Source organism: Rhodospira trueperi (assembly GCF_900101965.1).
Classification (GTDB): Bacteria; Pseudomonadota; Alphaproteobacteria; order Rhodospirillales; family Rhodospirillaceae; genus Rhodospira; species Rhodospira trueperi.
In genome coordinates this window covers 104,229-116,545 of the sequence record NZ_FNAP01000005.1, presented here as the reverse complement: position 1 = coordinate 116,545, position 12,317 = coordinate 104,229, and the positions used below count along the sequence as shown (strand labels likewise).

Here is a 12,317-nt window from a genome sequence, read left to right as displayed (position 1 = left end):
GCTCACCCGCCGCTGGTGATAAGGCCGGCCTCCATGTCGGCGCGCGGCGTCTCGATGATCGGCCCCGCGCTCTCGCTGCGGCTGACCTGCGGGCAGGCGTGCAGCCCGATCATGGCGAACACACAGACGATGATGATGAACTTCGGGTTGATGGGCGGCATGCGGGGCTCCCGTGGCCGGAGGGGCGGGCAATATCTCTCCTTAAAAGGGTAGGAACGCGCCCTCGCGGGATCAACGGCCTGCGTCGGCCTCGATTGCGGCGACCGCACGTCCCCACCGGGAAGCGGGCGCGGTTGCCTTGCCGCACGCGCCGGACTAAGTTCATCGAACTAGGGTCAACGAGATCGCCGAATCGTTCCCGGGAGCCCCCCATGCGCACCGTCAACATCCACGAGGCCAAAACGCATCTGTCCCGCTTGGTCGAGCAGGCGGCGGGCGGAGAGTCGTTCATCATCGCCAAAGCGGGCAAACCGATGGTGAAGGTCATGGCCCTGGACGCTCCAGACCCGAGCAAGGCCCGCCGGATCGGCTTCCTGGCCGGGCGCATCCAGGTGCCCGACGATTTCGATCAACTGGGGGCGGATAGCATCGCCGCCCTGTTCGGCGACGAGGCATGAAGCGGCTTCTCGACACCCACATCCTGTTGTGGGCTGCGGCGGACTCCGAGCGTCTGCCAGCCGAGGCCCGCGCGCTGATCGACGACCCGGCGGAGACGCCCGTCTACAGCGTCGCCAGCCTCTGGGAAGTTGTGATCAAGCAAGCGCTTGGGCGGCCAGACTTCGATGTCGATGCCCGGGCGCTGCGACACGGCCTGTTGGAGAATGGTTATGAGGAAATGGCGATTGTCGGCGCCCATGTCTTGGCCGTGGCCGACCTCCCGCCGCTCCACAAGGACCCCTTCGACCGTCTGCTGGTGGCTCAAGCGATGACTGAGGGGATTGAACTGCTGACGGCCGATCCTCAGGTCGCCGCGTATCCGGGACCGATTCGGCGGGTTTGACCCCTACCCCACCCCCAACTCCCGCAGCACCTCGGTGAGGGTGTCGGGCCAGGGGCGCGGGGAGATGCCGAACGTTGCTTCCAGCTTCGCCGTGGACAGCACCGAGTTCGCCGGCCGCCGCGCCGGGGTGGGGAACTCGGCCGTCGTGATGGGGTGCACTGGCGGGCGCCGGCCGGTGTTCACGGCCTGGGCGGCGACGATGGCCTCGGCGAAGCCGTGCCACGTGATCGGCCCGGCCCCGGCGAAGTGGTAGGTGCCGAAGGCGTCGTCCCGCCCCTCCAGCACGATCTGGCGGGCGATCTCGACCAGGGCGCGAGCGATGTCGTGCGCCGCCGTCGGACAGCCGTGCTGGTCGGCGACCACACGCAACTCCGGCTTCTCGGCCGCCAACCGCAGCATGGTCTTGACGAAGTTCTTGCCGTGGGCGCTGAACACCCAGGCCGTACGCAGGATCACATGGCGCGCGCACTCGGCCCGCACGGCGACTTCCCCGGCCAGCTTGGAGCGGCCGTAGGCGCCCAGCGGGGCGACCGGGGCGTCCTCGGAGAAGGGGCCATCCTTGGCGCCGTCGAACACATAGTCGGTGGAAACATGGATCAGCGGAATGCCGGCGTCGGTACAGGCCATGGCCAGCGCACGCGGCCCGTCACCGTTGACGCGGGTAGCGACGTCCTCTTCCTCCTCGGCCTTGTCCACCGCCGTATAGGCCGCCGGGTTGATGACCAGGGCGTAGCCGCCGGTGCGGACCACCTCGACGCAGTGTTCCGGATCGGCGAGGTCCAGGGTCTCGCGCCCCACCGCCTCCGGCGACAGCCCGGCCGGCCACGCGGCGCGCGCCAGTTCGGTGCCGACCTGTCCGGTGCGGCCGGTGATCAGAACCCGCGCCGTCATTTCTTGGTCCCCAGGCGCTGGCCGGTGTAGACGCCCTGACGCAGCGGCCGCCACCAGTCCTCGTTGGCCAGATACCAGTCGATGGTCTGCCGGATGCCGCCGGCGAAGTCGTGCTGCGGCGCCCAGCCCAGCGCGTGCTTGATCTTGGTGGCATCGATGGCATAGCGGAAGTCGTGCCCCGGACGGTCGGTCACGGAGACAATCAAGTCGCGCCGGGGCCGATCCACCGGACGCAGGGCGTCGAGCGTGTCGCAGATGGTCTCGACCACCTCGATGTTGCGCTTCTCGCTGTCGCCGCCGACAGTGTAGCGCTCGCCCACCCGCCCGGTGGTCAAGACCATCCACAGCGCCCGGGCGTGGTCCTCGACGTGCAGCCAGTCGCGCACGTTCTCGCCCGTGCCGTAGACCGGCAGCGGTGTGCCGTCGAGCCCGTTCAGGATCATCAGCGGGATGAGCTTTTCCGGGAACTGGCGCGGGCCGTAGGTGTTGGAGCCGTGCGACGAGACCACCGGCAGCCCGTAAGTATGGTGCCACGCCCGCACCAGATGGTCCGACCCGGCCTTGGAGGCGGAATAGGGGCTGTTGGGGGCATAGGGGGTCTCCTCGGTGAAACTCCCGGTCTCGCCCAGGGTGCCGAAGACCTCGTCGGTGGAAACGTGGTGGAAGCGGAAGGCCGCCTGACGCTTGGGCGCCAACTCCCTCCAATGCGCCCGCACCACCTCCAGCAGCCGGTAGGTGCCGACGATGTTTGTGTCGATGAACGTCGCCGGGCCGCCGATGGAGCGGTCCACATGGCTTTCCGCCGCGAGGTGCATCACCGCGCCCGGGTCGTGCCGTTCGAACACGCGGGCCAGTTCCACGCCATCGCGGATATCCACCTTCTCGAAGGCATAGCGCGCATCGCCGGCGTGATCCGCCAGAGAGGCCGGATTGGCCGCATAGGTCAGCGCATCGACGTTGACCACATGCGCGTCGGTCTCCTCCAGGATATGGCGGACCACGGCCGAGCCGATGAAGCCGCAACCGCCCGTGACAAGAACCTTCACCGTCCGGTCCCCTTTGTTTCCCCGTCGCGTGTGGTGATATTGCGAACCCAGAGCCTTGGTGTCATTCCGTTTCGGGCCTGTGCGGATCGAGCATGGGCTTTGCGCCCAGCTTGGATGCGCGATGACTCAGGGGAGGGCTGTCCATGCAGGTCGAGGCGCTGGCAATCCCGGACGTCAAGATCATCCGACCGAAAAAGGTCGCCGATCATCGCGGTTTTTTCTCCGAGACCTACAGCAGGACGGCCTTGACCGCCGCCGGCATCCACCTGGATTTCGTGCAGGACAATCATTCACTGTCCACGACACCGGGCACGCTGCGCGGCCTGCACGTCCAGATCCCACCCATGGCCCAGGACAAACTGGTGCGGGTGGTCAGGGGCGCGGTGTTCGATGTCGCCGTGGATATCCGCGCGGGCTCGCCCACGTTCGGACAGTGGGTCGGCGCCATCATCAGCGCGGTCGAATGGAACCAAATCCTGGTGCCGGCGGGCTTCGCCCAAGGCTTCCTGACGCTGGAGCCGGACACCGAGGTGCACTACAAAGTCACCAACCCGTATGCCCCCGACTGTGACAAGGGACTCGCCTGGAACGACCCCGACCTGGACATCACCTGGCCGTTACCGCCGGGGCTCGACGTGCCCGTGCTGTCGGAGAGAGACGGCCGCCAGCCCAGGCTCCGCGACCTCCCGGCGTGGTTCACCTGGGAGGGGTGAGGGCGGGCCGGGAGCGCCCGAAAGCGCACCCGGCAAGGATTGGCCCGATGATGGCGAACACAGGCCGGTGTTTGCCGCCATTATGCCGGTTCCAACACGGCGGGCCGCACCTCGGCGAAGATGCGCCCGTACTTCAGGTCGGACAGGCGCCCCTGGTTGATGCGGTAGTCCGACGCAATATCGTGGTACTTGTCACCCCGCGCGATCCGCGCCTTGATGACCGCGATCTCGGCGATGGACAGATGTTTCATTTCATTGGTCCTTCCATTTCTGGGTTGTGTTTTCGGAAGAACGGCCGTTCTGGAAGCACTATCCACCGCCGCCGGGTCGGCGACAAGCGATGAAAATCGCAAGAATCAGCTGCGCTCGACTCTATCTTATTGAATCTCAATACGTTACGTTCCAGGAGAAACGCGGTTTTCAGGCAGTTTTCAGGCGGTTTCCGCAAGCCTTGGACAATTTTGCCATATTTCAATGAGACTGTCTCACCACCCGATCCGGCGATGACAGACTGCACTTGCCGGCCAAAAAAAAGGTTGGGCTGCAATAAAACCTACCCACCTCTTTTCTTATACATCAATACAGAATTCCAGGTTAAGATCTCTTTCCTGATAACCTCGTTCTTTTCTGGGTCAGGCCACTCCAGGAAAGAGTATCGCTGTTTGTACGTTTTCGCCGCATTCGAAAGGCTGACTCTGGGCCACCCAACAACAGAAAGCAGCTTATTCCAGGCGCGATCAATATTATTTATTGGAACTTCAGGGTTTTCCTTGTTCGGAAACCAAAACATGGACTGCACGCCCTCGTCCAAGGCATTCTGGCGCGCGGCCTTGAGACACTCGAACGCCTGCTGATCAATGCGCTCCAAATAAAAATGCCAATTTTTCCGCTCGGCTGGGCTATATGGCACCCAATACCCATCCACGATTTCTGACCATCGGCCCCCCATAACCCGCGATACAGGAGCCCGGAATTGAAAGCACGCTTCTATGCACCGGGCCGCGCGCCAATCCACGTCGAGACCAGGCAAGGCCTTGAGGAGCCGCTCGACGTCCTCGATCTCAAGCTCATCAACGAAGTCTTTCGCTTTTTCCCGTCGTTGTTCATTGTATTTCAGTCTGCTTAGCAATATACGGCCTACGTGAGGGCCGCCAATCCCAAATGAGTAGGTGTCCATTGCGTTGAAAAACGACTTCAGCAGCCGAAAATTGCCTGATGATATACTAGGCGGAATCTTGTCATTTGAAGAGGCGTCGTCCAATAGCTCACGGATGCACCGCGATCTAATCTCGTCCGTCGGGTCGAACTGGTTGAAGGCATGCCGGAGCCTGTCGCGATACGCTTCGCTCCATCCGTGAGAACGGTTCGGATCAAGAACCTCTTCCACCAAACTCCGGAGCGAAAGGGCCTCAATTCGTGCCCGCCCCTCGTCGCGGACGCGTTGGCGCTCTTCGTCCAGTTGCTTCTGTTCCTCAAGGCTTGGTAATCGCCCTTTCAAACGGGCTATTTCCACCTCGGCCCATTCCCGGGCATCTTTCAAGAACGCAGACAAAGGAAAGGCACCGTTTTCATTGACCCTTACATCACCGAGATTAAGACTGCGCATGAACCACGTTCCAAATGCCCCGTCCCAGGGAGCATATGTCTTTCGAACCGACCGACCATTGGTGTCCGTGGTTCGAACACAATACGCCTTGCCGCCCGAATGCCCCGACGCCCACAACCGAACACCGAACCCTCTGATCCTGGTATCCGCAATCCAGATCTCACCCTTCTCTGGCGGCTCAAGGCTATCGATGAACTCTTCCGTGAGAAGGCGTCTGGCCATCGCCCCCACCCTCACCGAAACCGCACCGGCGCCCGCCGCCGGCCCCAGGTGCCGGGCGGGCCGTCGAACACGCCGGCCAGCCGGGTGCCGCAGGACAGGCAGTGCCCCACCTCATTCAGGTGCCACGCGCCCAGTTCGTACCAGTCGCGCTCGATCACCCGCGTCCCGCAGCCGGGGCAATAGGTGCTGCCGCCGTCGCTGTCGTGCACATTACCGGTGTAGACGTGATGCACCCCGGCGGCGCGGGCGATCTCCCGCGCCTGGCGCAGCGTCGACGGCGGGGTCGGCGGCAGGTCGCGCATCTTGTGGTCGGGGTGGAAGGCCGAGAAGTGCAGCGGCACGTCCGGCCCCAGTTCCGCCACCACCCAGTCGGCCAAGGCCTTCAGTTCGTCGTCGCTGTCGTTCCTGGTCGGGATCAGCAGCGTCGTGATCTCGACCCACACGTCGGTCTCGTGCTTCAGATAGCGGAGCGTGTCCAGCACCGGATCCAGATGCGCCGTCGAGAGCTTATGATAGAAATCCTCGGTGAACGCCTTCAGGTCCACGTTGGCGGCGTCCATGGGACGGAAGAACTCGGCGCGGGCCTCCGGCTCGATATAGCCGGCGGTCACGGCCACGGTCTTGATCCCGCGTTCGCGGCAGGCGATGGCGGTGTCGACGGCGTATTCCAGGAAGATGACCGGATCGTTGTAGGTGAAGGCGACCGAGCGGCAGTCCAACTCGGCCGCCGCCGCCGCGATCTGCTCGGGCGAGACGGCGGCGTTCAGGCGCTCCCACTCGCGGGCCTTGCTGATCTCCCAGTTCTGGCAGAACTTGCAGGTCAGGTTGCAGCCCGCCGTGCCGAACGACAGAATCGGCGTGCCCGGCAGGAAGTGGTTGAGCGGCTTCTTCTCGATCGGATCGACGCAGAACCCGGAGGAACGGCCGTAGGTGGTGAGCACCATCTCGCCGTCCTGCACCCCGCGCACGAAGCACAGGCCGCGCCCGCCCTCGCGCACCCGGCAGCGACGCGGGCAGACCCGGCACTCGACGCGGCCATCGTCCAGGCGGTCCCAGTAACGGCCGGGATGAGCGATTTCGAAGCGTTCGGCCCCGGGGGGCATGACGGCGGTCACGGCGAGATCCTCACAGCCTGTCCCCAGGATGTAGAGCGTTGTCGGCGCCGCGAAACCCCTTCGTCAACGCATGGCGGATCACCTTGCGCATGACGGTCGGCAGGGCGTGTTCGTCCAGGCGGTCCAGCGGAACCCAGACGCCGCGCACGCGCGGATTGGCGCCGACCCGGGCCATGACGACCGAAAGCTCCAGGTGGAAGTGCGTGAAGGTGTGCGCCACCAAGCCCGGCACGGCGTGCCAGTCATGAAACGCCAGGGGTGCGGCCGTCGCCACGGCCTCGGCCGGGTCAGGCATCAGCGCTGCCTCCCACGGCGAGGACGGCAGTTCCATCATCCCGCCGAGCAGGCCCTTGGCCGGACGCTGGCGCAGCAGCAGGGCGCCGTCCTTGCGCTGGATCCAGAACATCACGGCGCGGCGGGTGGGACGTTCGGCCTTGGGCACCTTGCGCGGCAGGCTTTCGGCCACGCCCTCCCGAAGCCCCCGGCAGTCCGGCCGCCACGGGCACAGCCCGCATGCCGGTGATCGCGGGGTGCAAAGGGTCGCCCCCAGGTCCATAACGGCCTGCGCATAGTCGCCGCAACGCTCCGACGGGGTGAGCGAGTCGGCATAGGCGCGAAGGCTTGGCTTGGCGCCGGGCATGGGCTCTTCGACCGCGAACAACCGGGCCATGACGCGCTCGACATTGCCGTCGACCACCACCGCGCGGCGGCCGAAGCAGATGACGGCAATGGCGGCGGCGGTGTAGGCGCCGACGCCGGGCAGGGCGCGCAGCCCCTCCTCGGTGGTCGAAAAGCGCCCGCCGTGCTCTCCCGCGACCACGCGGGCGCACTTCAGCAGGTTGCGGGCGCGGGCGTAGTAGCCCAGCCCGGCCCATTCCGTCATCACCGCGTCGTCGTCGGCCGCCGCCAGAGCCCGAACCGTCGGCCAGCGCGCCAGAAACCGGGCGTAGTAGGGCTTGACCGCCGCCACCGTGGTTTGTTGCAGCATGATCTCCGACAGCCACACGGCGTAGGGATCGGGCGTCTCGCCCGGCCGGGGCCGCCACGGCAGATCGCGCCGGTCACGGTCGTACCAAGCCAGCAGGCGGGCGCCCAGATCGGCGGCCGCGACCGGGTCGGGCGGCGCGATGGGCGGGACAGCGGCAGGAGCGGCGCGGCGCGCCATGGGTAGGACTCCGGGACGAGGGACGGACCTTGACCGGCGGGAGCCGATCCGGCTCCATGTGGGGGGAGCAAGACCGGCAAGGCAAGACGCATGAGCAACGAGACCGATCCCGACGACGACTCTCCGCCCCCGCCGGGCTGGCTGCGCCGACTGGTCACTGCGGAGGGCGAGCCCCTGCCCGTGCGCGACCTGAAAACGCGCGCGCGGCGCTGGCGGGCGCTGGGCCAGTTGGTGGAGCCGGCGACGCGGCGTCTGCTCGGTCGGCGGGGCGCCGCCCTGGCGCCATTGCTGGCGCACTGGGAGGCCATCGTCGGCCCGGCGCTGGGGCGCCACTGTGTGCCGGTGCGCTTGGTCCTGCCGCGCGGCACGGCGCGGTCGGCGACGACGGGCGGGACGCTGCATGTTCGGGCCGCCGCCGGCGCCTTCGCCACCGAACTGACGCACCGCGCGCCGTTGCTGTGCGAGCGCATCAACACCCACCTGGGCTATCGCGCCGTCGAGTCGATCCGGGTCACCCAGGGGCCGCTGTCCACGGCAGCGGCGGCCAAGAGACCGCGCCGATCCCCGGCTTTACCGCCCGCCCCGCCCCCGGCCCATGCGGTCCAGGCGCTGGAGGATCGGCTCGCCACCGTGCCCGATCCCGAGCTTCGGGCCGCGCTCGACCGGCTGGGCCGCGCCGTCATGGCGGCGCGGCGCTGACATCCTACGGAAACCGGTGGAATCGTTCACGATCCACCGAATTGGACGTAGGTTGGGGTGAGCGGAGCGAACCCCAACACCATTCGGATCTGTGGGCCGAAACGTTGGGGTTCGGTGCGTCGCACCTCACCCCAACCTACGGGTCGGCGATCAACGCACGCGATCCAATCAAGCGGTTTTCGTATCACTCCGCCGCCGCGTCCATCTCGCCCGAGGCCATCAGGCCCGCCGGGTCCCACCACGCGCCGAGGTGCTCGCGCAGGCGCACCACCTCGCCCACCACGACGATGGCCGGGGCTTCCACGCCCTGGGCATCGCGGTCAGCGACGGCCGCGCCCAGGGTCGAGACCACCACCCGGTGCCGCGCCGTGGTCGCCGAGCAGATGAAAGCCAACGGTTCGTCCGGCGAGCGGCCGCCCTTCATCAGGCGCCCGACGATGGTCTCCAGATGCTTGACCGCCATGTAGATCACCAGGACCGACGCACTGCGGGCCAGGGCCGTCCAATCCACGTTGTCGGGCACCGCGCCGCTGGAGGCATGGCCGGTGACGAAGGCGATGGCCGCGTTGGTCTCGCGTGCCGTGGCCGGAATGCCGGCGTAGGCCAGCCCGCCGATCCCGGCGGTGATGCCCGGAACGACGCGGAACGGCACCCCGGCGGCGACCAGCGCGCGCGCCTCTTCCGCGCCGCGCCCGAACACGAACGGGTCACCGCCCTTCAGCCGCAGCACCCGCTTGCCGGCGCGCGCGAGGTCGATCAGCCGCCGCGTGATGTCGGGCTGGCTGGCGGAGGGCTTGCCGCCGCGCTTCCCGGCGAAAATGACCTCCGCCTCCGGCCGGGCCAGCCGCAGCACGGCCTCGTCCACCAGGGCGTCATGCACCACCACATCCGCCTGCTCCAGGGCATGGGCGGCGTGTAGAGTCAACAGCCCCGGGTCTCCCGGCCCCGCGCCCACCAGCCACACCTCGCCGGGCGGGAAACCGGGCAGGCGGAGCGCCGGACCGCAGAGGGATCGTTCCGTTTCGCGATGCGTCTTCATGGCTTCGCTTCTACATCGCCGGGCCAACGTGGGCCAGCGCTTTGCGCTGCCCTGATCCGAGCGCGCTGATCTAGCCCCCGACCCCGACTGAGTGCTAGGCTATGGTTCTCCACTCTGACGCGACGTAGAGCGAGACCCGCGACCATGCCCGCCACCGGCCCCGACACGCCTTCCCCAATCCATCCCGTGGTCCTGTCCGGGGGAGCGGGCAGCCGGCTGTGGCCCATGTCGCGCGCGCTCTATCCCAAGCAATTCCTGCCGCTGGCCAGCGACGAAACCATGGTGCAGGCGACCGCCCGGCGGGTGACAGGCCCGGGTTTCGCCCCACCCATCGCCATCTGTAACGAAGAACACAGATTCCTGCTGGCCGAGCAGATGAGGGCCGTCGAGATCACCCCCGCCGCGATTCTGCTGGAGCCGGAGGGGCGCAATACCGCACCGGCGGCCACCGTGGCGGCGCTGGCCGTGGCCGAACAGGACCCCGAGGGCGTGGTCCTTCTGCTGCCGTCCGATCATGTCATCGCCGATCCGGAGGCCTTCCGGGCCGCCGTCACGACGGCCGCGGCGGCGGCGCGGCAGGGCTATCTGGTCACCTTCGGCATCACCCCGAACAGACCGGAAACCGGATACGGCTATATCCGCGTGGGCGGACATCTGGACGGCGTGGTCGGCGCCCGGGGTGTGGATCGGTTCGTCGAGAAACCGGATCGGGCGACCGCCGAACAGTATCTCGCCGAGGGCGATTATCTCTGGAACGGCGGCATGTTCGCCTTCACCGCCGAGACCTTCCTGGCCGAAATGGAGCGTCTGCACCCCGAGACCGTCACGGCGGCCCGCGCCGCCCTGTCCGAGGGCCGGGACGACCTTGATTTCCGTCGCCTCGCCTCCGCCCCCTTCGCCCGCACGGTGTCCCAATCCATCGACGTCGCGGTCATGGAACGAACCGACAGGGCCGCCGTGGTTCCGGTCTCCATGGGCTGGAACGACGTCGGCGCCTGGAACGCGCTGTGGGATATCGGAGAGCGTGACGAAGCCGGCAACGTGCTGCACGGCGATGTGATGGTCAGCGAGACCCGTGACTGCTACGTCCGTTCGGAAGGCCCGATGGTGGCGACCGTCGGCCTGACGGACGCGGTGGTCGTCGCCACCGACGATGCCGTGCTGGTGGCCCCGCGCGACCGTGCCGAGGCGGTCAAGGACATCGTCGGCCGCCTGAATGCCGCCGACCGTCCGCAGGGGCGCCTGCACTCGACCGTGTTCCGCCCCTGGGGCAGCTACCGGGGCATCGACCAGGGCGAGCGCTTCCAGGTCAAGCAGATCATGGTGCGGCCGGGCGAACGCCTCAGCCTGCAGATGCACCATCACCGCGCCGAACACTGGATCGTGGTCGAGGGCACCGCCCGGGTCACGCGGGACGGCGAGAACTTTTTGCTTCACGAGAACCAGTCCACGTTCATCCCGCTCGGCGTCACGCACAGGCTGGAGAATCCCGGCAAGCTGCCGCTGCGGATCATCGAAGTGCAGTCCGGCGCCTATCTCGGCGAGGACGACATCGTCCGGTTCGAGGACACCTACGGCCGGGAGTGATCCCGGCCCAAACGCTCATCCATCGATCCGATCCAAGGCCCGCCGGGATCGTGACGCGACGGGAACGCGAGGGAGGGGCCGGTGCGCCTGCTGGCCGTCAGCGATCTGCACCTGGGACACCCCGAGAACCGGGCGATTCTGGACGACCTGAGCGACCTGGAGGACCATCGCGCGGACTGGCTGATCCTGGCCGGCGATGTGGGCGAATCCCTGACGCACGTCGCCATGGCGTTCGCGGCCCTGCGCCCGCGCTTCGCCCGCCTGATCTGGGTGCCCGGAAATCACGAACTGTGGACCACCGAGGAGAGCGGCGAACGCCTGCGCGGCGCGGCGAAGTACACGGCCCTGGTCGATCTGGCGCGGACCTTCAACGTTCTGACACCCGAAGACCCTTACCCCACGATCCTGGACGGGTCGGGGCCGGACACCGTGGTGCTGTGCCCGCTGTTTCTGCTGTACGATTACAGCTTTCGGCCGCCGGACGTGTCGCTAGAGGGCCTGCGGGCCTGGGCGGCGGAAGAGCATGCGGTGTGCGCCGACGAACAACACCTATCGCCATCGCCACACGCCACCCGGGCCGCATGGTGCCGTCAGCGCCTGGCGATCTCGGAAGCGCGGCTGAATGCCCTGCCGCCGGGCACCCGCACGGTTCTCATCAACCACTTTCCCCTGCGCCGCGACCTGCTGTTCATCAACAGGGTTCCGCGCCTGGCGCCGTGGTGCGGCACGGTGCTCACGGAGGACTGGCACCGGCGCTTCAACGCGCGCATCGTGGTCACCGGGCACCAGCACGTCCCGCGCACCGACTGGCGGGACGGAACCCGGTTCGAGGAGGTGTCGCTGGGCTATCCGCGCGAGTGGCGCGCGCGGTATCCGGAGACGGCCCCGCGTCTGGGCGATCTGCTGCGCGAGATCCTGCCCGGACCTCCGTCCGAGCCCGAAGCACCGGTTACGTGAAGGCGTTGAAGGCCACCAGGGTGAAGGTGTCCTTGACCCCCTTGAGGGTCTGCACCTGCTCGGTCACGAAACGGCCCACATCGTACTCGCGGGGCAGGTAGAACTTGGCGAGGAGGTCATACTGGCCGGAGACGCTGTCCACCTCCGAAACCTCCTCCACCCCATCCACGAGGGCGGCGGCCACATCGTAGGAATGACCCAGGTCGCATTTCAGGAAGACGTAGATTTTCTGCATCGGTCGGCGTCTCGGCACGGGCAGTGGACGGAAGGGATTGAC

The 12,317-nt window shown here is 67.1% G+C and carries 15 protein-coding genes; 6 read left to right on the top strand and 9 right to left on the bottom strand.

Annotated features, from left to right (window positions below; genetic code table 11):
- Nucleotides 1–2 precede the first annotated feature (2 nt).
- Nucleotides 3–161, bottom strand: coding sequence for a hypothetical protein (locus BLS85_RS19085; protein WP_176793519.1), 159 nt, complete (start codon nt 159–161; stop codon nt 3–5).
- 210 nt (nt 162–371) lie between these two features.
- Here BLS85_RS19085 and BLS85_RS08270 point away from each other — a divergent pair, with 210 nt between their 5' ends.
- Both BLS85_RS08270 and BLS85_RS08265 read left to right on the top strand, forming a co-directional pair.
- Nucleotides 372–617: a type II toxin-antitoxin system Phd/YefM family antitoxin gene (locus BLS85_RS08270; RefSeq protein WP_092785084.1), complete on the top strand. Its 246-nt coding sequence runs from the start codon at nt 372–374 to the stop codon at nt 615–617.
- Complete coding sequence (locus BLS85_RS08265; RefSeq protein ID WP_092785081.1) at nt 614–1,000, top strand: type II toxin-antitoxin system VapC family toxin; 387 nt, start codon at nt 614–616, stop codon at nt 998–1,000. Before BLS85_RS08270 ends, BLS85_RS08265 begins: the two co-directional genes overlap by 4 nt.
- 3 nt (nt 1,001–1,003) lie before the next feature.
- Here the strand turns inward: BLS85_RS08265 and rfbD are convergent, their stop codons facing one another.
- Complete coding sequence (gene rfbD, locus BLS85_RS08260) at nt 1,004–1,891, bottom strand: dTDP-4-dehydrorhamnose reductase (protein WP_092785078.1); 888 nt, start codon at nt 1,889–1,891, stop codon at nt 1,004–1,006.
- The gene (gene rfbB, locus BLS85_RS08255) at nt 1,888–2,937 is read right to left on the bottom strand and encodes a dTDP-glucose 4,6-dehydratase (RefSeq protein WP_092785075.1); all 1,050 of its coding nucleotides are present in this window, start codon (nt 2,935–2,937) and stop codon (nt 1,888–1,890) included. The genes rfbD and rfbB overlap by 4 nt, the downstream gene beginning before the upstream one ends.
- A gap of 143 nt (nt 2,938–3,080) precedes the next feature.
- Here rfbB and rfbC point away from each other — a divergent pair, with 143 nt between their 5' ends.
- Nucleotides 3,081–3,650 carry a dTDP-4-dehydrorhamnose 3,5-epimerase gene (gene rfbC, locus BLS85_RS08250; protein ID WP_092785072.1) on the top strand — a complete coding sequence of 190 codons (570 nt, stop codon included), beginning with the start codon at nt 3,081–3,083 and terminating at the stop codon, nt 3,648–3,650.
- A gap of 80 nt (nt 3,651–3,730) precedes the next feature.
- Here rfbC and BLS85_RS19080 read toward each other — a convergent pair whose 3' ends face one another.
- The 4 genes from BLS85_RS19080 to mutY all read right to left on the bottom strand — a co-directional run bounded on the left by BLS85_RS19080 (nt 3,731) and on the right by mutY (nt 7,758).
- Nucleotides 3,731–3,901, bottom strand: a complete 171-nt coding sequence (locus tag BLS85_RS19080) for a hypothetical protein (protein ID WP_176793517.1) — start codon at nt 3,899–3,901, stop codon at nt 3,731–3,733.
- Nucleotides 3,902–4,203: 302 nt separating this feature from the next.
- Complete coding sequence (locus tag BLS85_RS18685) at nt 4,204–5,478, bottom strand: hypothetical protein (RefSeq protein WP_143027135.1); 1,275 nt, start codon at nt 5,476–5,478, stop codon at nt 4,204–4,206.
- A gap of 11 nt (nt 5,479–5,489) precedes the next feature.
- The gene (amrS, locus tag BLS85_RS08245; protein WP_092785416.1) at nt 5,490–6,581 is read right to left on the bottom strand and encodes an AmmeMemoRadiSam system radical SAM enzyme; all 1,092 of its coding nucleotides are present in this window, start codon (nt 6,579–6,581) and stop codon (nt 5,490–5,492) included.
- Between the two features lie 22 nt (nt 6,582–6,603).
- Nucleotides 6,604–7,758 carry an A/G-specific adenine glycosylase gene (gene mutY, locus BLS85_RS08240; RefSeq protein WP_092785069.1) on the bottom strand — a complete coding sequence of 385 codons (1,155 nt, stop codon included), beginning with the start codon at nt 7,756–7,758 and terminating at the stop codon, nt 6,604–6,606.
- Nucleotides 7,759–7,848: 90 nt separating this feature from the next.
- On the opposite strand from mutY, the gene BLS85_RS08235 reads away from it, so the two are divergent.
- Nucleotides 7,849–8,457 (top strand): DUF721 domain-containing protein, encoded by a 609-nt coding sequence (locus BLS85_RS08235; RefSeq protein ID WP_092785067.1) that lies wholly within the window; start codon nt 7,849–7,851, stop codon nt 8,455–8,457.
- A 184-nt stretch (nt 8,458–8,641) separates the two neighbouring features.
- Here the strand turns inward: BLS85_RS08235 and cobA are convergent, their stop codons facing one another.
- Nucleotides 8,642–9,496, bottom strand: coding sequence for a uroporphyrinogen-III C-methyltransferase (gene cobA, locus BLS85_RS08230; protein WP_092785064.1), 855 nt, complete (start codon nt 9,494–9,496; stop codon nt 8,642–8,644).
- 144 nt (nt 9,497–9,640) lie between these two features.
- On the opposite strand from cobA, the gene BLS85_RS08225 reads away from it, so the two are divergent.
- On the top strand, nt 9,641–11,083 hold the full coding sequence (locus BLS85_RS08225) for a mannose-1-phosphate guanylyltransferase/mannose-6-phosphate isomerase (protein WP_092785061.1): 1,443 nt from the start codon (nt 9,641–9,643) through the stop codon (nt 11,081–11,083).
- Nucleotides 11,084–11,164: 81 nt separating this feature from the next.
- Nucleotides 11,165–12,040 carry a metallophosphoesterase family protein gene (locus BLS85_RS08220; protein ID WP_092785058.1) on the top strand — a complete coding sequence of 292 codons (876 nt, stop codon included), beginning with the start codon at nt 11,165–11,167 and terminating at the stop codon, nt 12,038–12,040.
- On the opposite strand, the gene BLS85_RS08215 is transcribed toward BLS85_RS08220, so the two are convergent.
- Nucleotides 12,033–12,275, bottom strand: coding sequence for an Lrp/AsnC ligand binding domain-containing protein (locus BLS85_RS08215; RefSeq protein WP_092785055.1), 243 nt, complete (start codon nt 12,273–12,275; stop codon nt 12,033–12,035). The genes BLS85_RS08220 and BLS85_RS08215 overlap by 8 nt on opposite strands.
- Nucleotides 12,276–12,317 lie beyond the last annotated feature (42 nt).

Coding starts and splice junctions, on each gene's coding strand:
- BLS85_RS19085 (WP_176793519.1), bottom strand. CDS start 161: ATGCCGCCCATCAACCCGAAGTTCATCATCATCGTCTGTGTGTTCGCC.
- BLS85_RS08270 (WP_092785084.1), top strand. CDS start 372: ATGCGCACCGTCAACATCCACGAGGCCAAAACGCATCTGTCCCGCTTG.
- BLS85_RS08265 (WP_092785081.1), top strand. CDS start 614: ATGAAGCGGCTTCTCGACACCCACATCCTGTTGTGGGCTGCGGCGGAC.
- rfbD (WP_092785078.1), bottom strand. CDS start 1,891: ATGACGGCGCGGGTTCTGATCACCGGCCGCACCGGACAGGTCGGCACC.
- rfbC (WP_092785072.1), top strand. CDS start 3,081: ATGCAGGTCGAGGCGCTGGCAATCCCGGACGTCAAGATCATCCGACCG.
- BLS85_RS19080 (WP_176793517.1), bottom strand. CDS start 3,901: ATGAAACATCTGTCCATCGCCGAGATCGCGGTCATCAAGGCGCGGATC.
- BLS85_RS18685 (WP_143027135.1), bottom strand. CDS start 5,478: ATGGCCAGACGCCTTCTCACGGAAGAGTTCATCGATAGCCTTGAGCCG.
- amrS (WP_092785416.1), bottom strand. CDS start 6,581: ATGCCCCCCGGGGCCGAACGCTTCGAAATCGCTCATCCCGGCCGTTAC.
- mutY (WP_092785069.1), bottom strand. CDS start 7,758: ATGGCGCGCCGCGCCGCTCCTGCCGCTGTCCCGCCCATCGCGCCGCCC.
- BLS85_RS08235 (WP_092785067.1), top strand. CDS start 7,849: ATGAGCAACGAGACCGATCCCGACGACGACTCTCCGCCCCCGCCGGGC.
- cobA (WP_092785064.1), bottom strand. CDS start 9,496: ATGAAGACGCATCGCGAAACGGAACGATCCCTCTGCGGTCCGGCGCTC.
- BLS85_RS08225 (WP_092785061.1), top strand. CDS start 9,641: ATGCCCGCCACCGGCCCCGACACGCCTTCCCCAATCCATCCCGTGGTC.
- BLS85_RS08215 (WP_092785055.1), bottom strand. CDS start 12,275: ATGCAGAAAATCTACGTCTTCCTGAAATGCGACCTGGGTCATTCCTAC.